At 66.1% G+C, this 23,737-nt stretch carries 25 protein-coding genes and 2 tRNA genes; 10 read left to right on the top strand and 17 right to left on the bottom strand.

Going from position 1 to position 23,737, the window contains the following annotated elements; all coding sequences use genetic code 11:
• Window positions 1-28 precede the first annotated feature (28 nt).
• From ACUXST_RS07780 to ACUXST_RS07770, 3 genes are all read right to left on the bottom strand, one after another.
• On the bottom strand, window positions 29-721 hold the full coding sequence (locus tag ACUXST_RS07780; protein ID WP_458389400.1) for a pirin family protein: 693 nt from the start codon (window positions 719-721) through the stop codon (window positions 29-31).
• Between the two features lie 39 nt (window positions 722-760).
• Window positions 761-1,285 (bottom strand): gamma carbonic anhydrase family protein, encoded by a 525-nt coding sequence (locus tag ACUXST_RS07775; protein ID WP_458389399.1) that lies wholly within the window; start codon window positions 1,283-1,285, stop codon window positions 761-763.
• A gap of 47 nt (window positions 1,286-1,332) precedes the next feature.
• Window positions 1,333-1,419: transfer RNA gene (locus ACUXST_RS07770), tRNA-Leu, on the bottom strand.
• 90 nt (window positions 1,420-1,509) lie between these two features.
• Here ACUXST_RS07770 and ACUXST_RS07765 point away from each other — a divergent pair.
• From ACUXST_RS07765 to ACUXST_RS07745, 5 genes are all read left to right on the top strand, one after another.
• Window positions 1,510-2,466 carry a complex I NDUFA9 subunit family protein gene (locus ACUXST_RS07765; RefSeq protein ID WP_458389398.1) on the top strand — a complete coding sequence of 319 codons (957 nt, stop codon included), beginning with the start codon at window positions 1,510-1,512 and terminating at the stop codon, window positions 2,464-2,466.
• A 15-nt stretch (window positions 2,467-2,481) separates the two neighbouring features.
• Entirely contained in the window at window positions 2,482-3,294 is an 813-nt protein-coding gene (locus tag ACUXST_RS07760; RefSeq protein ID WP_458389397.1) for an undecaprenyl-diphosphate phosphatase, read from the top strand.
• Between the two features lie 57 nt (window positions 3,295-3,351).
• Entirely contained in the window at window positions 3,352-3,954 is a 603-nt protein-coding gene (locus ACUXST_RS07755) for a hypothetical protein (RefSeq protein WP_458389396.1), read from the top strand.
• An 88-nt stretch (window positions 3,955-4,042) separates the two neighbouring features.
• Complete coding sequence (locus ACUXST_RS07750; protein ID WP_458389395.1) at window positions 4,043-4,474, top strand: hypothetical protein; 432 nt, start codon at window positions 4,043-4,045, stop codon at window positions 4,472-4,474.
• A 34-nt stretch (window positions 4,475-4,508) separates the two neighbouring features.
• Window positions 4,509-5,180: a glutathione S-transferase family protein gene (locus ACUXST_RS07745; protein ID WP_458389394.1), complete on the top strand. Its 672-nt coding sequence runs from the start codon at window positions 4,509-4,511 to the stop codon at window positions 5,178-5,180.
• Between the two features lie 197 nt (window positions 5,181-5,377).
• On the opposite strand, the gene sdhA is transcribed toward ACUXST_RS07745, so the two are convergent.
• Genes sdhA through sdhC form a run of 3 tightly spaced genes read right to left on the bottom strand, consistent with a single transcriptional unit; the run spans window position 5,378 to window position 7,967 of the window.
• A complete protein-coding gene (gene sdhA / locus ACUXST_RS07740) occupies window positions 5,378-7,183 on the bottom strand; it encodes a succinate dehydrogenase flavoprotein subunit (RefSeq protein ID WP_458389393.1) in 1,806 nt (601 codons plus the stop codon).
• A complete protein-coding gene (gene sdhD, locus ACUXST_RS07735) occupies window positions 7,180-7,575 on the bottom strand; it encodes a succinate dehydrogenase, hydrophobic membrane anchor protein (protein ID WP_458389392.1) in 396 nt (131 codons plus the stop codon). Before sdhD ends, sdhA begins: the two co-directional genes overlap by 4 nt.
• Window positions 7,572-7,967 carry a succinate dehydrogenase, cytochrome b556 subunit gene (gene sdhC, locus ACUXST_RS07730; RefSeq protein WP_458389391.1) on the bottom strand — a complete coding sequence of 132 codons (396 nt, stop codon included), beginning with the start codon at window positions 7,965-7,967 and terminating at the stop codon, window positions 7,572-7,574. Before sdhC ends, sdhD begins: the two co-directional genes overlap by 4 nt.
• A 208-nt stretch (window positions 7,968-8,175) precedes the next feature.
• Between sdhC and ACUXST_RS07725 the strand changes: the two genes are divergently transcribed.
• Genes ACUXST_RS07725 through ACUXST_RS07710 form a run of 4 tightly spaced genes read left to right on the top strand, consistent with a single transcriptional unit; the run spans window position 8,176 to window position 12,006 of the window.
• Complete coding sequence (locus tag ACUXST_RS07725; protein WP_458389390.1) at window positions 8,176-9,465, top strand: methyl-accepting chemotaxis protein; 1,290 nt, start codon at window positions 8,176-8,178, stop codon at window positions 9,463-9,465.
• 39 nt (window positions 9,466-9,504) lie between these two features.
• Window positions 9,505-10,206, top strand: a complete 702-nt coding sequence (locus ACUXST_RS07720) for an SDR family NAD(P)-dependent oxidoreductase (protein WP_458389389.1) — start codon at window positions 9,505-9,507, stop codon at window positions 10,204-10,206.
• Complete coding sequence (gene bla, locus ACUXST_RS07715; protein WP_458389388.1) at window positions 10,196-11,113, top strand: subclass B3 metallo-beta-lactamase; 918 nt, start codon at window positions 10,196-10,198, stop codon at window positions 11,111-11,113. Before ACUXST_RS07720 ends, bla begins: the two co-directional genes overlap by 11 nt.
• Window positions 11,110-12,006, top strand: a complete 897-nt coding sequence (locus ACUXST_RS07710; protein WP_458389387.1) for a 50S ribosomal protein L11 methyltransferase — start codon at window positions 11,110-11,112, stop codon at window positions 12,004-12,006. Before bla ends, ACUXST_RS07710 begins: the two co-directional genes overlap by 4 nt.
• Before the next feature lie 98 nt (window positions 12,007-12,104).
• Here ACUXST_RS07710 and ligA read toward each other — a convergent pair whose 3' ends face one another.
• From ligA to ACUXST_RS07665, 9 genes are all read right to left on the bottom strand, one after another.
• Window positions 12,105-14,147 carry an NAD-dependent DNA ligase LigA gene (gene ligA, locus ACUXST_RS07705; RefSeq protein WP_458389386.1) on the bottom strand — a complete coding sequence of 681 codons (2,043 nt, stop codon included), beginning with the start codon at window positions 14,145-14,147 and terminating at the stop codon, window positions 12,105-12,107.
• A complete protein-coding gene (locus tag ACUXST_RS07700) occupies window positions 14,140-14,862 on the bottom strand; it encodes a dienelactone hydrolase family protein (protein WP_458389385.1) in 723 nt (240 codons plus the stop codon). The genes ligA and ACUXST_RS07700 overlap by 8 nt, the downstream gene beginning before the upstream one ends.
• Window positions 14,859-15,374, bottom strand: coding sequence for a DUF1697 domain-containing protein (locus ACUXST_RS07695; protein ID WP_458389384.1), 516 nt, complete (start codon window positions 15,372-15,374; stop codon window positions 14,859-14,861). The genes ACUXST_RS07700 and ACUXST_RS07695 overlap by 4 nt, the downstream gene beginning before the upstream one ends.
• A complete protein-coding gene (recN, locus tag ACUXST_RS07690; protein WP_458389383.1) occupies window positions 15,371-17,023 on the bottom strand; it encodes a DNA repair protein RecN in 1,653 nt (550 codons plus the stop codon). Before recN ends, ACUXST_RS07695 begins: the two co-directional genes overlap by 4 nt.
• 25 nt (window positions 17,024-17,048) lie before the next feature.
• Complete coding sequence (locus tag ACUXST_RS07685; RefSeq protein ID WP_458389382.1) at window positions 17,049-17,867, bottom strand: outer membrane protein assembly factor BamD; 819 nt, start codon at window positions 17,865-17,867, stop codon at window positions 17,049-17,051.
• A gap of 92 nt (window positions 17,868-17,959) precedes the next feature.
• Entirely contained in the window at window positions 17,960-18,919 is a 960-nt protein-coding gene (gene secF / locus ACUXST_RS07680) for a protein translocase subunit SecF (RefSeq protein ID WP_458389381.1), read from the bottom strand.
• A gap of 10 nt (window positions 18,920-18,929) precedes the next feature.
• A complete protein-coding gene (gene secD / locus ACUXST_RS07675) occupies window positions 18,930-20,522 on the bottom strand; it encodes a protein translocase subunit SecD (RefSeq protein WP_458389380.1) in 1,593 nt (530 codons plus the stop codon).
• A gap of 7 nt (window positions 20,523-20,529) precedes the next feature.
• Window positions 20,530-20,865 carry a preprotein translocase subunit YajC gene (yajC, locus tag ACUXST_RS07670; RefSeq protein WP_458389557.1) on the bottom strand — a complete coding sequence of 112 codons (336 nt, stop codon included), beginning with the start codon at window positions 20,863-20,865 and terminating at the stop codon, window positions 20,530-20,532.
• Between the two features lie 141 nt (window positions 20,866-21,006).
• A tRNA-Pro gene (locus ACUXST_RS07665) sits at window positions 21,007-21,083 on the bottom strand.
• Between the two features lie 45 nt (window positions 21,084-21,128).
• Between ACUXST_RS07665 and ACUXST_RS07660 the strand changes: the two genes are divergently transcribed.
• The gene (locus ACUXST_RS07660; RefSeq protein WP_458389379.1) at window positions 21,129-21,833 is read left to right on the top strand and encodes a TIGR02117 family protein; all 705 of its coding nucleotides are present in this window, start codon (window positions 21,129-21,131) and stop codon (window positions 21,831-21,833) included.
• Here ACUXST_RS07660 and ACUXST_RS07655 read toward each other — a convergent pair.
• Both ACUXST_RS07655 and hslU read right to left on the bottom strand, forming a co-directional pair.
• Entirely contained in the window at window positions 21,830-22,336 is a 507-nt protein-coding gene (locus ACUXST_RS07655; protein WP_458389378.1) for a DUF1993 domain-containing protein, read from the bottom strand. The genes ACUXST_RS07660 and ACUXST_RS07655 overlap by 4 nt on opposite strands.
• Before the next feature lie 26 nt (window positions 22,337-22,362).
• Window positions 22,363-23,709 (bottom strand): ATP-dependent protease ATPase subunit HslU, encoded by a 1,347-nt coding sequence (gene hslU, locus ACUXST_RS07650; protein ID WP_458389377.1) that lies wholly within the window; start codon window positions 23,707-23,709, stop codon window positions 22,363-22,365.
• Window positions 23,710-23,737: the final 28 nt, after the last annotated feature.

The following is a 23,737-nucleotide window of genomic DNA, read 5'->3' as shown; positions in this document are numbered from 1 at the left end:
AACCGCTCCGGACTCAAGGGAGACGCCCCTAGCGCGCGTCGACCAGCACCACTTCAGCCTCGTCGGTCGCTTCGATGCGGATCTTGTCCTCGCCGGTGATCGCGACTCCGTCGCGTGGACCGGCTTCGACGCCGTTCACTCGCACTCGCCCGCTCGGCACGAGGTACAGGTGACGGCGCGGATCGGCGTCGCTCTCGATCGTCTCGCCGGCCGGCACCGTCGCGCCGAGCACCTTCGCATTGGCGTTGATCGTCAGCGCGCCATCCTCGGCGTCGCCGCTGGCGAGGAGCTGGAAATTGCCCTGGCGGCTCTCCTTCGGGAAGGGCATCGCGCCCCAGCTCGGCTCGGCATTCGGCTTGTCCGTCTCGATCCAGATCTGGAACAAGGTCGTCTGCTCGTCCTCGAGATTATACTCGGCGTGCGTGACGCCGGTCCCGGCGCTCATCACCTGGACGTCGCCCGCTCCGGTGCGGCCCTTATTGCCCATCGAATCCTGATGCGTGATTGCTCCGGTGCGGACGTAAGTAACGATCTCCATGTCGCGGTGCGGGTGCGGCGGGAAGCCGCTCTTTGCCCCGATCTGGTCGTCGTTCCAGACGCGGATGGCGCCCCAGCCCATGCGGCGGGGATCGTAATAGCTGGCAAAGGAGAAGTGATGGCGGGCGTTTAGCCAGCCGTGGTCGGCGTGGCCGAGCGAGTCGAATTTGCGGATTTCAATCATGGTTCGAAGATGGGCCGGCGGTCAGCGGCCTTTCAAGTGTCAGCCATGTGACTTCAGCGCGCTGGCGTAGCGAGCGGCTTTTTCCGCATAATGAGCAGCGGAGACCCGCAGCCCAGCCTTCTCCTCGGCGGTGAGCTGACGGACTGCGCGCGCCGGAGCGCCGACGATCAGGCTCCCGCTAGCGAAGCGCTTGCCCTCCGTGATCAGCGCGCCGGCGCCGACCAGGCATTCCGGCTCGATCACTGCGCCGTTCAGTATCCGTGCGCCCATGCCGACGAGGCAGTCGTTCCCGACAGTGCAGCCGTGTAGAATGGCCTGATGGCCAACCGTGACCCTAGCTCCGATGATCAGCGGCGCTCCAGGATCGGAATGGCAGACGGCGCCGTCCTGGATGTTGGTTTCCTCACCGATGGCGATGGCGGTGTTGTCGGCCCGGATGACCGCTCCAAACCAGACGCTCGCCCGGGCCCCCAGCCGAACGTCCCCAACCAGGTCGGCCGACGGCGCCACCCATGCACCTTCTCCAAGCTGGGGAGAGAGATCGCCAAGGCTGTAGAATGTCATCCGTGTTTCCTCGTGCCGGGCAATCCGCTGGATCGCCAAGCGGGGGATGGTGCCCAGGAGAGGACTCGAACCTCCACGCCCTTGCGAGCGCCAGCACCTGAAGCTGGTGCGTCTACCAATTCCGCCACCTGGGCAGGCCACACGAATTTAGGTGGTAGGCGGCGGCCCCTAAAGGTGACCCTCGCGCCTTGTCAACGCTCATGGCACGACGCTAGGGCGCTGCGATGATCGAGCACGCAGAAGAGCTTGTCACCATATTCGGAGGCGGCGGCTTCATCGGCCGCTACGTCTGCGAATTCCTGATGAAGAGCGGAGTGCGGGTGCGCGTCGCGCAACGCGACCCGCGCAAGGCCTACATCATCCAGCCGCTTGGCCAAGTGGGCCAGTACGGGTTCGCCAAGGCGGAAGTCACCGATCCCGTCAGCGTCGGGGAAGCGGTCAAGGGCGCCACTGCCGTCGTGAACCTCTGCGGCGTCTTCGGCCGCGCAATGCACTCGGTGCACGTCGAAGGCGCTCGCAACGTCGCCACGGCTGCTCGGGATGCTGGTGCCGGCGCTCTGGTGCAGATTTCGGCAATCGGGGCGGACCTGGGTTCGCAGTCGATATATGGCCGCACCAAAGGCGAGGGCGAGCAGGCCGTCCGCGAGGGCTTCCGGACCGCGACCATCATCCGGCCCTCGCTGGTGTTCGGGCCGGAGGACGATCTGACCAACCGCTTCGCGTCGATGGCTCGACTGCCGTTCCTGCCGGTGATTGCCGGGCGACGGAATTTCCAGCCCGTCTATGTCCGTGACCTCGCCCGCGCGATCGCCAAAGCAGCGCTTGAGCCCCGCACCTACGGCGGCAAGACCTTCGAGATCGGTGGCCCGCAGGTCATGAGCATGACCGAGCTTCACCAGGCGATCCTGGAGCTCACCGGCCAGACGCCTGAGGTCGTGCACATGCCCGACTTCGTCGCAAGCGCCCTTGCCCGCTTCGGCTGGCTTCCGGGCGCGCCACTCACCAAGGACCAGTGGCTGATGCTGCAGCGGGACAACGTCCCCGCCAAGGACGCTCCCGGCCTTCAGGCGTTTGGGATCAATCCGACGCCGCTCGCTGCCGTCGGTTATGAGTGGCTCGGCCGCTTCCATCGCGGTGGCAAGTTCGCGGGCCGGCGGATCAACATGACCGGCACGTCGTAGCGCCCCTTCCAGTCCATGCCGATACTGATCATCGCCGTGATCCTCGGCATCGTCGAGGGCGTCACTGAGTTCCTTCCCGTCTCCTCGACCGGGCACCTGATTCTCGCCACCGAACTGCTCGGCTTCGACGCAAACAAGTGGGCGGCGTTCAACGTCATCATCCAGCTTGGCGCGATCCTGGCCATCGTCGTCCTTTACTGGCGAACCTTCTGGACGGTCATCGCGGGGCTCCTGAAGGCAGACCGGATGTCGGTACGCTTCGTCCGCAACATCCTGATCGGCTTCCTGCCTTCGGCCGTTCTCGGCCTAATCCTGATCAAGCATATCGAAGCGCTGCTCGGAAATGCGAAGGTCGTGGCCGTCGCGCTGATCATTGGCGGCATCGCCATTCTCGTGATCGAGAAGATGGCCAGGCGCAGCGATGCCGCAGGGGTGGCGGAGATGCCGATGCGGACAGCGGCCGGCATCGGTCTCGTGCAGTGTCTTGCCATGATCCCGGGCGTCAGCCGCTCCGGGGCAACGATCCTCGGTGGGCTCAGCCTCGGAGTGGAGCGCCGCACGGCCGCCGAGTTCAGCTTTTTCCTTGCGATCCCGACAATGGTCGGGGCGACCACGCTGGAGCTCGTCAAACACCATGATGACATCGTCGCCGGCGCAAGCGGCGTTGGCTTCGGCGCGGTCGCCGTCGGCTTCGCAGTCAGCTTCGTGGTCGCGATCGTGGTCGTTAAGGCGTTTGTGCACTACATCTCCCGCCACGGCTTCGCGCCCTTCGCCTGGTACCGGATTATTGCCGGTGCAGCCGCCCTCGTCTGGCTGACCATGCGCTGATTGACGCTCGACCGGAGTGGCTTACCCTGTGGGCGCCGAACGCCAAGGGGGACCGAAATGCTACTATTCCTTGTTTCCGCGGCTATTTCTGCAGCCGCCAGGCCGAGCCTGCTGACTGCCACCGCAGCGGCGCCGGCAGCTTCCTCCGTCAGGCACGCGAACGCGAAGGGTGCACCTCATCCCGACGAAGCGACGATCGCCGAAGCCATGCGCTATCTTGATCTCGTCGAGTTCGAGAAGAACGCGTTGCGCTCCACCGAACTCACGCTGGGCGCCTCCTTCGCAGCGATGGCCGACGCGCTGCACAAGCGTTTCGGTGACAAGGTGCCCGAGGACCTCCTCGAGCAAATGCGGATCACTGTGCACGATCACGCACTGACGGCAATGCGCGCCGACCTGCCGGACCTGAAGCGCCAGACGGCGATCATCTATGCCACCGAGTTCACAAAGGCCGAACTCGTCCGCCTTGAGGAACTGCAATCCGATCCAGTGGCAATCAAAGCCCACGAGCGTGCCAAAGAGATGCAGCCCAAGCTGATGATGATCGGCATGAACGCGATGCGAGCGGCCCAGCCCGAGCTCGACGCTAAGCTCGAAAAGATCGTCACCGACTATGTGGCGGCGCATGGTGGTGCTCCCTCGGGGAGCAGCCCGAGCTAAGCGGGCTGCTACTGAACGATTTATCTGGCGTTCACGTTCGGCTAAGCTGTTCCGGCTGACAATTCAGCGGCTTGCGAGGGCCCGGACAATGCGTGCATCGATTCTTGTTCTTCCGCTGCTGCTGGTCGCGGCGCCGGTGCGGGCGCAACCGCTGCCGCCGCTTGAACCGCAGTCGATGCATATCCCGCCTGCCGCGGCCGACCGCGTGGCCGACGCGCTCGACGCGGTGACGGACGCGCTTCTCGACCTCCCCGTTGGAAGACTTCAGGCTGCGGTCGAAGGGCGTCCCCCCTCGCCAGCCGATCGGCACGTCACCGTTCGCGACATCGAACGCCGCAACGATCCGGATTTCGACCGCAAGCTCCACCGGCATATCGCCGACGCGCGACCCCTCGTCCGGCAAAGCATTAGGGCCGTGGACGACGCGCTTCCCGAGATGATGCATGGTCTTCAGCAGGCCAGTCGCGCGCTGGAGCGGGCAACCGCAAATCTCCCCGATCCAACTTATCCCAAGCGCTAGACGCTAGCCCCGCACACGCTAAAGCTGCCGGCGCATGTGGCAGCTCTTTCAATTTCCGCTTTGCCCGTTCTCGCGCAAGGTGCGGCTCGTCCTCGCCGAGAAGGGGGTCGGGCATGAGCTGGTGCGCGAGAACCCGTGGGAGAAGCGGGACGAGTTCATCGACCTCAACCCTGCCGGCGAGACGCCCGTGCTCGTGGAGCCGGACCAGGGCATCACCCTGATCGGATCGCAACCGATCGTCGAATATTTCGACGAGACAGTCGACCGCATGCCGATGATCCACGGCAATGCGGCTCTGCGCGCCGAGATCCGCCGCATGACCGAGTGGTTCGACCTCAAGCTGTATCGGGAAGCCGTCGAGCCGCTGATGAACGAGCGGATGCGCAAGCGCCTGGTTACGCGCGAGAGCCCGGACACCAGCGTCCTGCGTCACGCGATGCGAGTTGCCGGCGAGCATCTCGACTACCTCGATTACCTGCTCGACCACCGACGCTGGCTGGCCGGTCCAGGGCTAAGTCTCGCGGACTTCACCGCAGCCGCGCATCTCAGCGTTATCGACTATCTCGGGGCCCTCGACTGGCGCGGGCACAAGCAGACCAAGGACTGGTATGCCGTGATGAAGTCCCGGCCAGGCTTCCGGCCGCTGCTGGGCGAGCGGATGGAAGTGATCGTCCCGCCAGGGCATTACGACAAGGTCGACTTCTGAGAGGGTTCAGATTGGATCGCGACCGCCTTGCGGCTACAATCAGCACTGCACTTGAGGCTGACATCACGGATACCGGACTTGCGTCTGCCAGCCCTGTCCAAAAGCGTTGACCAGATTGCGCGCGACCTGATCGGTGCAATCGAAAGCGCTGGCTACGTAATCGTCCCGACTGGCGAACCGCAGCGAGACGCAGCGAATCAGTAAACCCGCTTCTTCGGCTGAATGTACTGGATGTCGTCGGTCAGCGTGTAGTTGTGCACCGGGCGGTAATCGATCTTGACGCCGCCGGCGGGCGCCTTGCCGCCCCAGCCGTCGAACCAGGCGATGGTGTGCTTCATCCAGTTGGCGTCGTCGCGCTCGGGATAGTCTTCCTGCATGTGGGCGCCGCGGCTTTCCTTGCGGTTGGCGGCGCAGTGCATGGTGACGACCGCCTGCGCGAGGAGGTTGTCGAGTTCGAGCGTCTCGACCAGGTCGCTGTTCCAGATGAGGCTGCGATCGGAGACCTTCACGTCCTGCATGCGGCTGTAGATGCCGTCGATCTTCTCGACGCCCTCCGCGAGCGTCTTGTCGGTGCGGAACACGGCGCAGTCGGACTGCATGGTGCGCTGCATGTTGATGCGGATGTCCGCGGTCGGGCTGCCGCCGTCGGCATTGCGGAAGTGGTCGAGGCGGGCCAGCGCGAGGTCCGCCGAGTCCTTGGGCAACTCGTTCTGCAGGGCGTTCGGCTTGATGATCTCGCCCAGCCGCATGCCCGTCGCGCGGCCGAATACCACCAGGTCGATCAGGCTGTTGGAGCCGAGGCGGTTGGCGCCGTGAACCGACACGCAGGCCGCTTCGCCGACCGCGAACAGGCCGGGCACCACCGCGTCCGGGTTGCCGTCCTTCAGAGTGACGACCTCGCCGTGATAGTTGGTCGGGATGCCGCCCATGTTGTAGTGGACGGTCGGCACCACCGGGATCGGCTGCCGGGTGACGTCGACACCGGCGAAGACCATCGCCGTCTCACTGATGCCCGGAAGCCGCTCGGCCAGGATCTTGGGGTCGATATGATCGAGGTGAAGGAAGATGTGGTCCTTGTGCTCGCCGACGCCGCGGCCCTCGCGGATCTCCATCGCCTCGGCACGTGAGACGACGTCGCGGCTGGCGAGGTCCTTGGCCGAGGGAGCGTAGCGCTCCATGAAGCGCTCGCCACTGGCGTTGGTGAGGTAACCGCCCTCGCCCCGCGCACCCTCGGTGATCAGGACTCCGGCGCCGTAGATGCCGGTCGGGTGGAACTGCACGAACTCCATGTCCTGGAGCGGAAGCCCGGCCCGCAGGACCATTGCGTTGCCGTCACCGGTGCAGGTGTGCGCGGAGGTCGCCGAGAAATAGACACGGCCGTAGCCGCCGGTCGCAAGCACCACGGCCTGTGCGCGGAAGCGGTGGATCGAGCCGTCGTCCAGGCACAGGGCGATGACGCCGCGGCAGGCGCCGTTTTCCATGATCAGGTCGATCGCGAAATATTCGACGAAGAAGTCGGCGTCATACTTCAGGCTCTGCTGGTAGAGCGTGTGAAGCATCGCGTGGCCGGTGCGGTCGGCGGCGGCGCAAGTGCGCTGCGCGGCGGGGCCTTCGCCCATGTTCTGCGTCATGCCGCCGAACGCCCGCTGGTAGATCTTTCCTTCCGCAGTACGGCTGAACGGGAGTCCGGCATGCTCGAGCTCGATGACGGCCGCCGGAGCCTCGCGGGTCAGATATTCGATCGCATCCTGGTCGCCGAGCCAGTCCGATCCTTTCACGGTATCGTACATGTGCCAGGTCCAGTGGTCCGGGCCCATGTTGCCGAGGCTTGCGGCAATGCCGCCCTGCGCAGCGACGGTGTGGCTGCGCGTCGGGAAAACCTTGGTGACGCAGGCCGTTTTCAGCCCGGCGCCTGCCGCGCCCATCGTAGCACGAAGCCCTGCGCCGCCCGCCCCGACCACGATCACGTCATAGGTGTGGTCGATGATTGGATAAGCGCTCACGCGGCGCCTCCGAACGCGATGCGGCCGAGCGCGAACAGAGCCAGCGCGCCGCCCGCGACGGCAAGGAACAGCAGTAGCGTGTTCAGGGCAAAGCGGTTGCCCTCTTCGTGCACATAATCGTCGACCACGACCTTCATTCCTTCGAGGCCGTGGCGGAAGCTGACGACGATCAGGAGGGCCATCGGCACCGCGGCGCTCGGCATTCGCAGCCACTCGACGAAGGTCCGCTGGTCGAGCGACGGCAGCAGCAGGAGCGATGCGATCAGCCACAGGCCGAGCAGGACCAGAGCGATGCTCGTCACCCGCTCGCTCAGCCAATGCTCGCCGCCTTCGCGCGCGGAACCGAGTCCCCGCACCTTGCCGAGCGGCGTTGCGCTCTCGCCCAGGCTCATGAACGGCCTCCCAGCAGATAGACCCACAGGGCAGCGGTGAGCAGCAGCGAGCCGACGATGGTTGCGATCGCGAACCTCTTGTTGGTGTTGAGCTCGAAGCCGGAGCCGCTGTCCATGACGAGGTGGCGGATGCCGGAGAGCAGGTGCTGGAAGAACGACCAGGTGAGACCGATGAGGACGATCAGGCCAAGGGGATGGCCGGCCGCCTTGCCGAACGTCGCGAAGCCGTTGGCGTCGCCGGCAATCGCCATCAGCCACCAGGTCAGCACGGCCAAGCCGCCGATGGTCAGCGCGATGCCGGTCGCGCGATGCAGGACGGAAACGACCATGTGCGGTCCCCATCGCCAGATTCCGAGATGGGGCGACAAGGGTCGGGATTGGTTGGCAGCCATGAACAGCCCGCTTTCGATTATTGCTTTGTCCGCGCGCCAAGGACCTGCGCCGGTCGCGACCGCTTAGGGCGGCGCACCCGCAGAGGCAAGATTCGAAGGCCGCCGGGTCCTGAAACGGCGCGGCCTAACCCCGTCTTAACCATTGTCTGCAAGAGCAGTGGAAACCGCTTGGGCGGCACGGGCAAGACCAGGTTACGGAGAGCGATCGATGGGTGCGGACACGGGACAGCTGCAGAAGCTGAGCGACGATCAGGTGAAGGCCCGCCTCGCCGCCTACAATCAGGACGGCTCGTTGGACCGGGACGCCAAGCTGCTGCGCGACAATTGCACCGATGTCATCGCCGCCGAGATTATCAGCCAGTTCGGTCCCGAGCGCGCCCAGCGCTATGCCGAGAGCCATTCCGGCGCCGTCGACATGAACTGGGTCCAGTCCGTTGCCGAATATGGTCGCGAGATCCATCGCGACGGAACACCGGTTCCTTCGTACATTGCCGCCCGCGTCCAGACCGCCTCGCGGATTGCCGCCCGGATGGTCGAGAAGTTCGCCGGCAACACCGACCTCCTTCAAGGCTGCATGGCTGCCTTCGTGCGGATGCACACATTCGAGACGGACATCATCCTTGCGCAAATCGCGTTGCTTCAGGCGATCGACGCCGCCGAGGACCGCGACCGTGAAAGCGAACAGTTCGAGCGCCGCGTCGCCGAACTGGTCCGCGCCAGCACCGACCAGTCCAAGGTCCTGACCGACCGCACCCGCGCAACCGCGTCGTCCGCGCGCGGGATGCTGGGCAAGACCAGCGAAGTCGCCGCCGCAGCCGAGCAGTCGGCCGTCGCGATGCGCGAAGCGGCCCAGACTGCAGCCGGACTGATCCGGGCCATCGAGGACGCCCGTTCCGAAGTCGAAGTGGCGGCGGACGTTGCCACCCGTGCCGGCGGCCAGGCGAGCCAGGCCGTGAAGGTCAGCCAGGCGCTGTCGGACCACGTCGAGGCCATCGAATCCATCCTGAGCCTGATCCGCGACATTGCGGGTCAGACGAACCTGCTCGCCCTCAACGCCACCATCGAGGCCGCGCGCGCCGGTGACGCTGGCCGCGGCTTCGCCGTCGTCGCTCAGGAGGTGAAGAGCCTCGCTTCCCAGACCGCGCGTGCAACCGACGACATCACCGCGAAGATCACTGCCATCCAGCAGGCAACTCGCCAGACCGTCGACGCTAACGGATCGATCCAGGGGACCGTCGAAGAGGTCCAGTCCTCCGCCGACCGCATCCGCCAGGCGATGGAGCTTCAGGCGCAGACCGTGACCATGATCACGGCAGCCGTCGACGAGACCGCACTTGCCGCCGACTCGATGAGCTCGACGATCGCCGCCATCCGCAGCGACACCGAGAGCGTCGCCAAGGACATCGACGAAGTCGAGCAGGGCTTCGGCCGCTTCAGCGAGCAGATCGCCAACTTTCGCGCCAGCGCGAAGGCGTTCGTGAGCGGTCTCGCCGCCTGACTTCTTTCCCCGCCGCTGCCGTGAGGCTAGGCGGGGACGATGAACATCCTGATCACTGGCGCGAGCCGCGGCATCGGCGCTGCGGCCTACGCGCTCCTCAAGTCCCGCGGCCACGACGTCGTCGGTCATTGTACCCGCGGCAGCGAAGAGCTGGTCGCCGGCGACCTCGAGGATTCGGCCGCCCCTCCCCTCGTCTGGAAAGCCGCGCTCGAACGGCTCGGCGGCCGCATCGACGCGCTGGTCAACAATGCCGGCATCTACGAGACCGCCGACGAGACCGCGTCCGACGCAGAGTGGCAGGCGGCCTGGGCACGTACGATGACCATCAACTTGCAGTCCGCAGCTGATTTGTCGCGCCTCGCAATCCGCCACTTCCGCGAGATCGGTGGCGGGCGCATCGTCAACGTCGCCAGTCGGGCTGCCTACCGTGGCGATTCGCCGCAGCACTGGCATTACGCTGCCTCAAAGGCTGGGATGATCGGCATGACGAAGTCGATCGCGCGCGGCTACGCAGCCGACGGCATATTGTGCTTCGCCGTCACTCCCGGATTCACCGTGTCCGAGATGACGGAGGAATATCTGCAGGGCCGCGGCGGCGCCAAGATCATCGCCGAGATCCCGCTCGGGCGGGTGGCGAGTACAAACGAGGTGGCCGAGGTAATCCGCTGGACCGCGACCGAAGCGCCGCCGTCAGCGACTGGCAGCGCGATCGACGTCAATGGAGCCAGCTATGTTCGCTAGTCTCGTGTCCGCTCCCCTGATCCTTGCCGCGGCGCAGCTCTCGTTTGCGCTCGGCCATCCGCGCCAGGTCGAAGCCGCCCGCGCGCCAATCGAAACCGAAGGGCCGTTGTGGGCTTCGCGCTGCAATGACAATGACGAATGGGCCAAGCCGGCACCGCCGGTCCGCATCCACGGGAACACCTACCTCGTCGGCACTTGCGGGATCTCGGCCATCCTGATCACCGGAACGGACGGCAACATCCTGATCGACGGTGGACCAGAAGAAGCGGCTGACCTGATCGCGGCCAACATCCGCGCGCTCGGCTTCCGCGTCGGCGATACGCGGCTGATCCTCCACAGCCACGAGCATTTCGACCATGTCGGCGGTATCGCCGAGCTGCAGCGGCTCAGCGGCGCCACCGTCATCGCGTCGGTGCCCGCAGCAAAGGTGCTGGCAAGCGGACTTGCGAGTGCCGATGACCCGCAGTTCGGCATCAACAAGCCGTTCCCGGCTGTGAGCGTCGGCCGCACTGTCGGCGACGGCGGCGAGATCCGGCTCGGCAACCTGATGCTGACTGCGATGGCGACGCCCGGCCACACCTCCGGCGCTCTGAGCTGGCGCTGGGTGAGTTGCGACGGCGGCGTGTGCCGGACGATCGTCTACGCCGACAGCCTGTCGCCGGTCAGCCGCGACGACTACCGGTTCAGCGATCACCCTGCCCGGTTGGCCGCGTTCCGCTCTTCGATCGCGAAGGTTGCGGCCAGCCCGTGCGAAATCGTTCTCACTCCGCACCCGTCGGCGAGCCACATGCGGGACCGCCTCGCGCTCGGGCGGCCGCTGCTCGATCCCGAAGGCTGCCGCTCCTACGCGGCCGAACTGACCGAGCACCTGGATGCCCGCCTCGCAAAGGAAGCCGCGGCCAAGTGAGCGTCCGGGTCACGGTGCCCTGCAGCCGGGCGCAGGGCGAGGCGATCGCGCAAGCCGGCGAACTCTTCCCGGACAGCATCGACCCACCCGTCGTGGTCGCCGACGAGCCCGATGAAAGCCGACCGGACGACTGGCTGATCCACGCCTATTTCGAGCACGCGCCGACCTCGGATGAAATCGCGGTGGTGGGCAGACTCGGCTCCGGGTCGCCGCAGGTCGAACAGCTCGGCGAAGCGGACTGGGTGACGATGAGCCAGGCCGGGTTGCAGCCAATCCGAGCCGGCCGCTTTACCGTCCACACGCCGACTTACCGCCCTGACCCGGACCGCATCAATTTCGAGATCGACGCCGGGCTGGCCTTCGGCACCGGCCAGCACGCAACCACGTCGGGATGCCTCGAAGCCCTGGATGCGCTGGAGCGATCCGGGGCATCGTTCAGCAACGTCGCCGATATCGGTACCGGGACCGGTCTCCTCGCCTTCGCAGCGCTCGCTCTGTGGCCGCCGGCGAAGTGCATCGCCACCGACATCGACTCAGTCGCCGTGGCCGTCGCCCGCGAGAACGCCGCAATCAATCGCGTGAAGCTTGGCCATGGCCGCGGCGAACTGCTGCTCGGGGTCGCGGACGGGATGGACTCGCCGCTTCTCACGGCGCGCGCACCGTTCGACCTGCTCATCGCCAACATCCTCGCCGGCCCGCTGATCGAACTGGCACCGGAATTCGCGAAGGCGGTTGCGCCCGGCGGCACCATCATCCTCGCCGGCCTGCTCGACACGCAGGCCGAAACGGTCGCCGCCGCCTATGCTGCCGAGGGGCTGACCTTGCGCGAGCAGGGCTCAGCGCAATGGCCGGTGATTGTGCTTAGCTCGTCACCGCAAGCTGCTCGAGCATGAACGCGTGATATTCGGCGATCGAGTGGAAGCGTTCGAAGCGGCCCGACTTGCCGCCGTGCCCCGCCTCGATATCGACCCGGAAGACCGTCGTTCTCTCTCTATGCGGCCGCTTCCGCGACGATCTTTGCCCAATCTTCCTCGCCGATGACTCGTATCCCAAGCTCCTCGGCCCTCTTCAGCTTGGAGCCTGCGCCCGGACCGGCAACAACCAGGTCGGTCTTTGCGCTGACGGAACCGGCCGAGCGAGCGCCGAGGCGCTCGGCCTGGGCCTTGGCTTCGTCGCGGCTCATGGTTTCCAGGCTGCCGGTGAAGACGATCGTCTTGCCGCTCCACTCCGTTTGGCGAGCATCGCTGACGAACGGCTGCGGCGTGACCTCGGACAGCAGGTCGTCGAGCGCCTCCCGGTTGTGCGACTCATGGAAGAAGTCGACGACCGCTTCAGCGACGACCGGCCCGACGCCTTGAACGGACGATAGTTCGGCCTCGCCTCCCTCGGAGGCTGCTGCGCGGCGAAGCTCCTCGACCGTCCCGAAGCACTTCAGCAGGTCGCGGGCGGTGACGATGCCGACGTGGCGGATGCCCAGGCCGAACAGCAGGCGCGGCCCGTCGGGCGATCGCTTCGCCTCGATCGCGGCCAGCAGGCTGTCGACGGATTTGTCCTTCCACCCGTCGCGGCCGAGTAGGGCGCCGCGGTGCTTGTGGAGCCGGAAAATGTCGGCGGGCGAGTGAAGCCAGCCCAGCTCGATGAACTCGACAATCGACTTCTCGCCGAGGCCCTCGATATCGAGCGCGCCCCGCGAGACGAAGTGCCGCAACCGCTCGAAGCGCTGCGCCGGGCAGATCAGGCCACCGGTACAGCGGACGTCGACCTCACCATCCTCCGCCACCGCCTCGCTGCCGCACTGGGGGCAATGGTCCGGGAAGACATAGGGATCACGCGGCTCGTCGCGCGTGAGGTTCTCGACCACCTGCGGGATTACGTCGCCAGCGCGCTGAATACGGACGCGGTCGCCGACGCGGAGCCCGAGCCGCTCGATCTCGTCGCGGTTGTGGAGGGTGACGTTGGCGACGATGACGCCGCCCACTCCGACGGGTTTCAGGCGCCCAACGGGAGTCAGCTTGCCGGTGCGGCCGACCTGGATGTCGATCGCCTCCAGCGTCGTCTCTGCCTTCTCGGCGGGAAATTTGTGCGCGAGCCCCCAGCGCGGCGCACGAGCGACCTGCCCCAGCCGTTCCTGCCAGTCGAGCCTGTCCACCTTGTAGACCACCCCGTCGATGTCGAACGGCAGGTCCGCGCGGGCCGTCTCGATGGCGCGGTAGTGGGCGAGCATCGCATCCGTACCGTCACAGCGGATCAGACGATCGCTGACCGGCACACCGAAGCCCTCAATGCGCTTCATCGCGGTGAACTGGGTCTCGCCGAGCGGTTCGGACAGCTCGCCCCAGCCATGCGCGAGGAAGCGCAGCGGCCGCGCCGCAGTGATCGTCGCGTCCTTTTGGCGAAGCGATCCTGCCGCAGCATTGCGCGGGTTGGCGAAGATCTTGCCGCCCGAAGCTTCCTGGCGGCCGTTCAGAGCCTCGAAGTCCGCCTTCGACATGTACACTTCGCCGCGGACCTCCAGCACGTCCGGTGCGCCGGCGATGTTCTGCGGAATGTCGGAAATTGTCCGCACGTTCGGAGTGACATCCTCCCCGACAGCGCCGTCGCCGCGGGTTGCGGCAAGCACCAGCTCGCCGCGCTCGTAGCGAAGCGAGCAGCTCAGCCCGTCGATCTTGGGCTCCGCCGTCATCACCACCGCAGCGTCAGAAGACAGTGAAAGGAAGCGCTTCACGCGGGCAACGAACTCCGCGACTTCCCCCGCGGAAAATGCATTCTCGAGGCTGAGCATCGGCCGCGAGTGAGCGACCTTGGCAAGCGCGGTCGTCGGCGCCGCGCCCAGCCGCTTGGACGGTGAGTCCGCCCGCACCAGTTGCGGGAAGCGCTCCTCGATCTCGCGGTTCTCGCGGACCAGCGCGTCATAGTCCGCGTCCGAAATCTCCGGCGCGTCCTGGTCGTGGTAGAGCTTGTCGTGCCGGGCGATCTCCTTCGCCAACCGCATCAGCCGGTTGGCGGCTTCCGCCTCGGTCAGCCCGTCAGTCATGCGATGCGAACAATTCCTCGAGCAGGTTGATGAAGCTCGTCCAGGAACGCTCGGCGGCGAGGGCGTTGTACGCAACCCCGTCGATCTGGAGCTGGCTGGCGTGCGGATTGGTGAAGCCGTGGCCGACATGGCCGTAGGCGTGGATCTGCCAATCGGCGCCGGCTTCCGTCAGCTCCTGCCCCAGCGCGACGACCTTGTCAGGCGGCACCATCGGATCGTCCCAGCCATGGAAGGCAACGACCTTGCACTTGATCTTTTCAGGCGGGAGGCCTGGTGGATCGAACAGCCCGTGGAAGCTGACCGCCGCTGCAATGTCGGCGCCGCTGCGGGCGAGGTCGAGCGCGCACTGCCCGCCGAAGCAATAGCCAGCGACGACCATCTGATGCGCGTTCACTTCGTCCAGCCCCTGCGCGACCTGGAGGATCGACTGCATGCGCCGCCGCAGCGCACCGCGGTCGCCGCGTAACCGCCCCATTTCGCCGAACATCGTGTCGCGCAGAGCGCCGTGCAGGTGCTTGCCGAACAGGTCGGCCACCATCGCGTTGTAGCCAAGCTCCACCAGCTGCCGGCCAAAGCCAATTTCCAGGTCGGAGACGCCCATCACGGTCGGCACAAGGACGATCGTCGGCCGCGCCTGGCTGTCGCGCCTGCCGACGAACACGCTCTCCAGCTGCTCGCCCTCGAACTCGTGCGCGATCCGGCTTTCCTTGCTCATGCCATTTCCTTCGCCAACTCGGCCAGCTTGGCCACGGTGTTCATGTTGCGGGCAGTGCCTGCCTCGGCGTCGGGAATCCGCAGCCGCGAGCGGCCCATACCCTTCTCGCCGTAAGCGACATAGACCTCACGTTTGCCGAGCTCGACACGCTCGTCATCGACGTTGCGCGCGGTTTGGAGGGTGCCGTCCGCAGGCGGTCCGTCGAGAAAGATCGCCGCGACCTTGTTGCCGGGCTCGCTCGTGAACGGGTTGACCTTCACCACGGCGGCCAGTTCATTCGCGGTTCGTACCATCACGGGTACGGGCGCTTGCATGTGGGCAGCCAGGCGCTCCTCGAGCGCGGCCTTCACCTGCTTCTCGGAGAGTGTGCTGGTGAACAGCAAATTGCCGCTCCCGATGTAGGTCCGCGCCTTCTCGAAACGGAGCTCTTCGGCAATCGCTTGGAGGTCGGTCATGAGGAGCTTGCGCCCGCCCACGTTCACCGCCCGGAGCAGTGCGACGAAGGCGGTCACGCAGCGTCGAGCAGCCGCGTCGCCTGCGCCCTCGCCTCCTCGGTCACCGACACCCCCGACAGCATGCGCGCGATCTCCTCGCGGCGTTCGGACTCGCCGAGCTTGCGGACGGTGGTCCGCGTGCCGCCATCCCCGTGCGACTTCTCGATCCGGTAATGGTGCGATGCCCGGGCCGCGACCTGGGGCGAGTGCGTCACGACGAGCACCTGCGACTGCTGCGCCAACCGCGCGAGCCGCTCACCGATGGCGCTTGCGACAGCACCGCCGACGCCGCGATCGACTTCGTCGAAGATCATCGTTGCTGCCGAGCCGGCCTCCGCAAGCGCGACCTTCAGTGCGAGAATGAAGCGCGACATCTCACCGCCCGAAGCGATGCGGGTCAGCGCCCCGAAGGGCGCGCCGGGATTGGTCGAGACCTCGAACTCGACGCGATCCGTTCCCCAGGTGCCAGGCTCGGCCTCTCCGATCGCGGTGCGGAAGCGGGCAGCGTCGAGCTTCAGAGGCGCCAGTTCTCCGGCGACTGCACGGTCCAGTAACTGTGCGGCCGCCTGCCGCTGCGCGCTTAGTTCTTCTGCAGCCGCGGCATAGACCCGGCGGGCGGCGGCAAGCTCCTGCTCCAAAGCCGCGATTCTCTGTCCGCCGGCCTGAATGGCGGCGAGCTGCGCCTGCATCTGCTCTCCGAGCGCTGCAAGCGCATCCGGCTCGACCCGGTGCTTGCGGGCAAGCGCGCGGATGTCGAACAGCCGGGATTCAACCTGTTCAAGGCGGTTCGGGTCGAACGACAGCGCGTCCGCGGCCCGGGCGATCTTGTCCTCGGCGTCCGCGGCTTCGATCACCGCGCGGTCGAGTGCGGCGAGTGCTTCCGTAAGCAGCGGATGGTCCGCCGCCCCGCGCTCGATACGCCGCGCAGCCTGGCGGAGCGTCGCCAGCGCACCGTCGGATCCGCCGAGCAGCTCGTCCAGGCCGGACAAGGACTCGCCCGCCTTGACCCCGGCCTGCATGGCCGCGCGGTCTTCCGCCAGCCGGGTCTCTTCTCCGGGCTGCGGCGCCAGCGCCGCGATCTCGCTGCTGGCATGTTCCAGATATTCGCGGTCGCGTTCTGCCGCCGCCGCTGCCGCCCGCGCTTCGCCAAGTCCGGCTTCGATCCGGACGACCTCGCCCCAGGCCCGCTGAACGGGCGCCGTGTCGAGCTTGCCGAAGGCGTCGAGGAGGGCGCGGTGCCCCTTCGGATTGAGTAGGCCGCGATCGTCATGCTGGCCATGAATCTCGATCGCCAGCGCGCCGATATCGCGAAGCACTCCGGCGGGGACTGCCGTCCCCGCCGCAAACGCCCGGCTCGCACCGTCGGCCTTGAGCGTCCGCCGCAGGATCAGCGGCTCCTGCGGCTCGTAATCGATCCCTTGCTCCGTCAGAACACCCGCCACTGGATGGCCGCCGGGCAGGTCCAGTTCTGCCGAAACGGCCGCAGCATCGGCGCCTGCCCGCACCAGCCCGTTGTCCGAACGCGATCCAAGGGCCAGCCCAAGCGCGTCCAGCAGGATCGACTTGCCCGCTCCGGTCTCGCCGGTGAGCACGCCAAGGCCCGGCTCGAAATCGATCTCGAGCCGCTCGACGAGCACGATATTGTGGATGGCGAGCTGCCTCAGCACCGGATGAGGCCGCGATCGCCGGGAATCACCCGCGCGTTGGCGGCGGGTTGGCAGCCTCGCGAGCTGCCCGCGGCGTCTTGCGCGCGATCAGCGTGTAGGCCTGCTTGTACCAGTAGGTGCCCGGATAATTCTTGCCGAGCACGGCCGCCGCCTTCTCTGCCTCGGCCGGCACGCCGAGCGCGAGGTAGCACTCGACCAGCCGCTCGAGCGCTTCGGGCGTGTGGCTGGTCGTCTGGTACTGGTCGACGACCGTCCGGAAACGCAGGCTCGCGGCGAGCCAGTTCGACGAACGCTCGTAGAAGCGGCCGACCTCCATCTCCTTGCCTGCGAGGTGATCGCGGATGAGGTCCAGCTTGAGCCGCGCATCCGAAGCGTAGCGGCTCTCCGGATAGCGGCGGATCAGTTCGTCGAATGCCTGCTGGGCCTGCTGGCTGATCGCCTGGTCGCGAGAGACGTCCTCGATCTGTTGATAATAGCTCATCGCGACCAAATAGTGGGCGTAGGGCGCTTCTTTGTTGCCAGGGTGGATCGTGAGGAAGCGCTGCGCCGAGCTGATCGACTCCGGATACTTCTTCGCCAGGTAGTAATTGAACGCGCTCATGATCTGCGCCCGGCGGGCCCAGACGGAATAGGGATGCTGGCGCTCCACCTCGTCGAAGATCTTGGCGGCGGTCTGATAGTCGCCTTGGTCCATCGTCCGCTTTGCGGCCGCGTAGAGCGTGTTCACGTCCCGCGCCACATAGGCGGTGTCGCTGCCCTTCTTCCCGCCATGTGCGCAGGCGGCGAGCGGAAGGGCGAGGGCACAGCCGGCGAGGAGGGCGGCAAGGCGGTTAAACTTGGGCATCGGGAGTCCTCTTAGCGTGCGGCCGTGGGCTGGCCAAGCGTGGCATGCGAAGGCGCGCATGAACGGCATATGACAGGCGGCAGGCGCGGCGTTCAGGCTGTCTGCGGTGCGCCCGCGTCCTTCCCTTCCTTGTCGTCACCGCGAACGAAACTGTCCGGCGTGACCTTAAGCCAGACCAGCACCGGCGCCGAGATATAGATCGACGAGTAAGTGCCAATCAGCACGCCGAGGAAGATCGCAATGGCCAGGCCGAAGATAACTTCGGGCCCGATCAGCATCAGCACTCCCAATGCGATCAGCACCGTCAGCGATGTGACCACGGTGCGGGCGAGAGTCTCGTTCAGCGACAGGTTGAGCAGCGGCAGGATCGCCATCTTGCGATACTTGCGCAGGTTCTCGCGGATGCGATCGTAGATCACCACCGTATCGTTGAGCGAGTAGCCGACGATGGTCAGGAACGCGGCGACGACGTTGAGGTCGACCTGAAGCCTGGTGAAGGCGAAGAAGCCGATCGTCATTGCGACGTCATGCCCGAGCGTCAGCAGCGCACCCACGCCGAACTGCCATTCGAACCGGAACCAGATGTAGACCGCAATGCCCAGCATCGCGAGGCCAAGCGCCATGGCGCTGTCCTGCGCCAGTTCCTCGCTCACCTTGCCCGACACCGACTCACCGGCATCCACCCGGGCGCCCGGATATTCCTGCGGGATGGTCGCGCGGAGCTTGGAAACAACGACGTTGGACGCTGACTCGGGACCCTGCGGCTTCTTCAAGCGAAACTGATAGGTTCGGTCATTGCCGAGCGCCTGGATGCTGGCATCGCCAACGCCAAGCTGGTCGATGCGGCTCCGCAGCGCTTCAATGTGGACTGGCTTCGTGAATTCGACGCGCACCACCTGTCCGCCGACGAAATCGATGCCGAGGTTCAGGCCCCGGTAGAAGGTGAAGGCGATCGAAATGACCGTCGCCATCAGCGACAGCACCAGCGCAAGGTTGCGCCATCGCATGAAGTCGAGGTTGGTGTGGTCGGGAACGAGCTTCAGGAGCTTCATCGCACAGGCCTCAAATATGCAGTTCGCGCGGGCGCGCCCGGCGAATCCAGAGCGCAACCAGCATCCGGGTGAAATAAACGGCGGTGAACACCGAACTGACGACACCGATCATCAGAACCACGGCGAAGCCGCGCACCGGTCCCGAACCGAAGTAGGCCATGATCGCGGCCGAGATGACGTGGGTCACGTTCGCGTCGAAGATCGCCCGGAACGCTTCGTGATAGCCGGTCTGGACCGCGTCGATCAGTCGTCGCCCACGCCGGATTTCCTCGCGTATGCGCTCGTTGATCAACACGTTGGCATCGACGGCAGCACCGATCGTCAGGATGAACCCCGCGATGCCCGGCAGCGTTAGCGTCGCGTTGAAAATCGCCATGACGGCGAGAATCAGGAAAGCGTTCACGACCAGCGCGATGTTCGCGTAGACACCGAACCGACCGTAGGTCACGAGCATGAAGATCATGACGCCGATCGTGCCGATCACGCTGGCGATGACGCCCTTGCGAATTGAGTCCTGCCCGAGCTCGGCACTGACCGTGCGCTCCTCGATCGGGACCAGCTTCACCGGCAACTTGCCCGACGCGAGGCTGACGGCGAGATCGTGGGCGCTCTGGACGGTGAACCCGCCGTTGATCGAGGCAGTGCCGCCCAGGATCGGTTCATTGATGTTCGGGGCCGACAGCACCTTGTCGTCAAGGATGATCGCGAACGGCTTGCCGACATTCTCCTGCGTCGCCCGGCCGAAGCGGCGGGCGCCCGCCGTGTTGAACTTGATGTTGATGTCGGGGCGTCCGTCCTGGTCGAAGCCCTGCTGCGCATCGGTCAGCTGATCGCCGGAAACCATGACGCGCCGCTTTACGGCGATGAAGCCACTGCCGTCGGCCATCGGCAGCACCTGGCTACCCGGGGGTGCGCGGCCCTGCTGCACGTCCTGGGGATTGGCCGACAAGTCGACCAGCTTGAACTCGAGCCGGGCAGTCTGACCGATCAGATTCTTGAGCGCTTCGGGATCTTCGACATCCGGCACCTCGACGAGAATGCGGTTGCCGCCCTCGGTTATAACGGTGATTTCCTTGGTTCCGCCCGGATCGATGCGGCGCCGGACGACGTCGCGGGCGACTCCCATCGCGTCCTTCAGTGCTCTGGTCGTGCCGGCTGGCGTCGGCGTCAGGACGATCCTGGTGGAATCGACGACCTGCACGTCCCAGTCGCGGCTGCCCGTCATCGCGACCGGCTGGCTGAGCGCCCGCAGCCGCTCGACGGCGGCATCGACCTGCGCCGGGTTGCGCACCATGAAAGAGAGCCGTCCGCCGGCCGTCGAGATGTCGCCGATATCGATCCTCGGGTTGCGCCGAAGTTCGGTCGAAACTTCGTCTTCCTTGGCTTGCAGTCGCTGCTTCAGCGCGTCGCGCTGGTCCGCTTCTAGCAGCAGGTGGCTGCCGCCGGCGAGGTCGAGCCCGAGGTTGATTTTCGAGTGAGGAAGCCAGGCCGGCCAGCGCGACGCCAGCGGCGTGTGGTTGATGATGCTCGGGATCGACCACAGCACGCCGAGCGCCACCACGAGCGAGACGAGCCAGACCTTCCATTTCGGGAATTCGAGCATGGCAGCCTCAGTCGTTCGCCGGCTTCGCGCCGGTCGAGAGCACCTGGCTTAGCGTCGACTTCACGACCCGGACCTTGACGCCGCTTGCAATCTCGACCTCCGCCTCGTCGTCGGCGACCTTGGTGACCCGGCCCCGGATGCCGCCCGCGGTAACCACTTCGTCGCCCTTCTTCACCGAAGCGATGCTCGCCTGATGCTCCTTCACACGCCGCTGCTGCGGGCGAATCATCAGCAGGTAGAAAATGCCGAAGATCAGCACCCATGGCAGGACGCCGACCAGCATCTGCATGGTGCCGCTGGCCTGCCCGTCGGCGGGCGCTGCCTGCATCATCGTCATCAACATTGGCGCGGTGGTCATCGGCGGGAACAGACTTTCGAGTGAATGGCTGGGCGTGCCCTAACGGCCGTCGGCCCGAGCGTCCATGGCAAGGCCGTTACGTCTCGCCGACGTGGCGCTGCCCTCCGGACGGCGCAACGTAAGCGATGGTCGGGGCGACTGGATTCGAACCAGCGACCTCCACACCCCCAGTGTGATGCGCTACCAGGCTGCGCTACGCCCCGACGGCTGGCGCATCTAGGCAGGCGGGCCATGCAAGGCAAGGTGCAGTGGGAGTCGGGGTGGCGCGGCGAAGGCGGAAATCGCGGGCAAGGCTGGCGGGGCAGCTCATCACGCTGCTTCTGGCGCTCCCCGCCGTCTATGTGACGGCAGCGCTTGCGGGCTCGCTGATCCCGGTGAACCGCAGCTGGAAAGAACCCGCTCGCGGCACGACGGTCTACCTGGCGGACAACGGTGTGCATGCCGATCTGATCATGCCGGTGAGCGCGAACGGCCTCGACTGGCGCCCGCTGCTGCCGCCCGGCGATTTCGCCGCGGCGGATCCGCGAGCGCGCTGGGTTGCATTCGGCGCCGGTGAGAAGAACGTCTATCTGAACACGCCGACCTGGTCGGACCTTACGCCGCATACAATATGGTCGGCGCTGACTGGCGGCGCCACCGTCATGCACGTCGAATATGTGCCGACGCGGACCTCCGTCGTCCGACAGATCCGGCTCCGCCCGGAGGAATATCGGCGGCTCTGGGCTGCCGTTCGCGCCGACTTCACGCTCGACCGCCACGGTAAGCCGCAGCGGATTGCCCACGCCGGCTACGGGTGCTGCGACGCTTTCTATCGCGCGTCCGGCAAGGCAAGCATCGTCCACACCTGCAACAGCTGGATCGCGGGCCGGCTGCGGCTCGCTGGCGTAAACGCGAGCGCGTGGCCGCCATTCGTCCAAGGGCTGGTGTGGCGTTATCGGAAATACTCGGCCTAGAGACCGCCGCCGAACAGGTCGCGCTTGCCGATCGGAACGCCCTTCGACCGCAGGATCGCGTAGGCGATGCTGAGATGAAAGACGATGTTGGTGGTCGCAAAGCTCGTCACCCATTGACCGATCGGCATCGTCGGCTCGATCACGCCCAGGTTGACGGTGACCGGCACGTCGTCGCGGCCTTTCAGTCGGTCCGGTGAGATCGAGCTGACGAAAGCCCGAGCCGCCGCAATCATGGCGCGCAGCTCGGCAACGTCCATGTCGCCCTTCGGCTCGGGCGGCACCTCGACGTCGGCCGGCCGCGCGGACCATTGCTGGACGAGGTTACAGACGATCTGAAACTGCTGGCGCAGCGGGAACATGTCCGGCGCAAGCCGCCATTCAAGCATTTCGGCCTCGGCGATGCCGTTGCTCATTGCATGCTCCTCGGCGCGCGTGAGCAGATGATCGGCGGTGCCGAGCGTCTTGTTCCACCCAAAGATGATGGTCGCCAGATCGACGTTCATTCGGCCCCTCCCCCTGCGATCAGCTCTTACAGCACGTAGCGGCTGAGGTCCGCGTTGCGCGCGATGCTCGACAGTTGCTGGTCCACGAATGCGCCGTCGACGACCAGCGTCTCGCCCGAGCGCTCCTCGGCGTGGAAGCTGACGTCCTCGAGCAGCTTCTCCATCACGGTCTGCAGCCGCCGCGCGCCGATATTCTCGACGGCCTCGTTCACTTCCGCGGCGATGCGCGCCAGAGCGGCAATTCCGTCCTCCGCAAACTCGATGCGAACCCCCTCGGTGCCGAGCAGCGCCTGATACTGCTCCGTGAGGCTCGCCCGCGTGGATGACAGGATGCGCACGAAATCCGCCTGGGTCAGTGCCTTCAGTTCAACGCGGATCGGCAGACGCCCCTGAAGCTCGGGCAGGAGATCCGCCGGCTTGGCGATGTGGAACGCGCCACTGGCAATGAACAGGATATGGTCGGTCTTGAGCGGACCGTATTTGGTCGCGACGGTTGTGCCCTCGATCAGCGGCAGCAGGTCGCGCTGAACACCTTCGCGACTGATGGAGCCGCCACGCACGTCGCTGACCGCGATCTTGTCGATCTCGTCGAGGAAAACGATGCCGTTCGCTTCGGCATCGGCGAGCGCCGCGCGGTTGATGTCGTCGGGATCGAGGCGCTTGTCCGCTTCCTCTTCGGTCAGGCGCGCGAAAGCGTCCGGCACCTTGAGCTTGCGCTTCTTCTTGGGCGGCCCGCCCATCGCCTTTTGCATCATCTCCGAGATGTTGATCATGCTGACGCCATTTCCGGGCAGGTCGAACGGCATGGCCTGGGCTTCGGCCACGTCGATCTCGACCTCGGCGCTGTCGAGGCTGCCGTCTGCGAACCGCTGGCGGAAACTCTGCCGCGTCGCTTCGCTTGAGCCCTTGCCGGTGAGCGCATCCAGCAGCCGGTCCATCGCGGTCTCCTCGGCAGTCGCCCGGACCTTGGCCCGGCGCCGCTCGCGCTCCAGCCGAACGGCTTCCTCGACGAGATCGCGGGCAATCTGCTCGACGTCGCGGCCGACGTATCCGACCTCGGTGAACTTGGTTGCTTCAACCTTGACGAACGGAGCGTCCGCGAGGCGGGCAAGCCGCCGACTGATCTCGGTCTTTCCGCACCCGGTGGGCCCGATCATCAGGATGTTCTTCGGCGTGACTTCGTCGCGCAGTTCGGGGCCAAGCTGCTGCCGCCGCCAGCGGTTGCGCAGCGCAACCGCGACCGCTCGCTTGGCGTCGTCCTGACCGATGATATGCGCGTCGAGTGCCGCGACGATCGCCTTGGGGGTCAGCTTGTCCTTGAGCACTTGCGATGATTCCCCGCCGCTCGGGGGAGTGGGCGAATGATAGTTCATTTCACCCGGCTATGTTGGACGCGGCGCG

This window comes from Sphingomonas sp. F9_3S_D5_B_2, assembly GCF_054263715.1.
The sequence above is the reverse complement of the archived record's forward strand: the minus strand, read 5'-3'. Positions and strand labels throughout refer to the sequence as shown.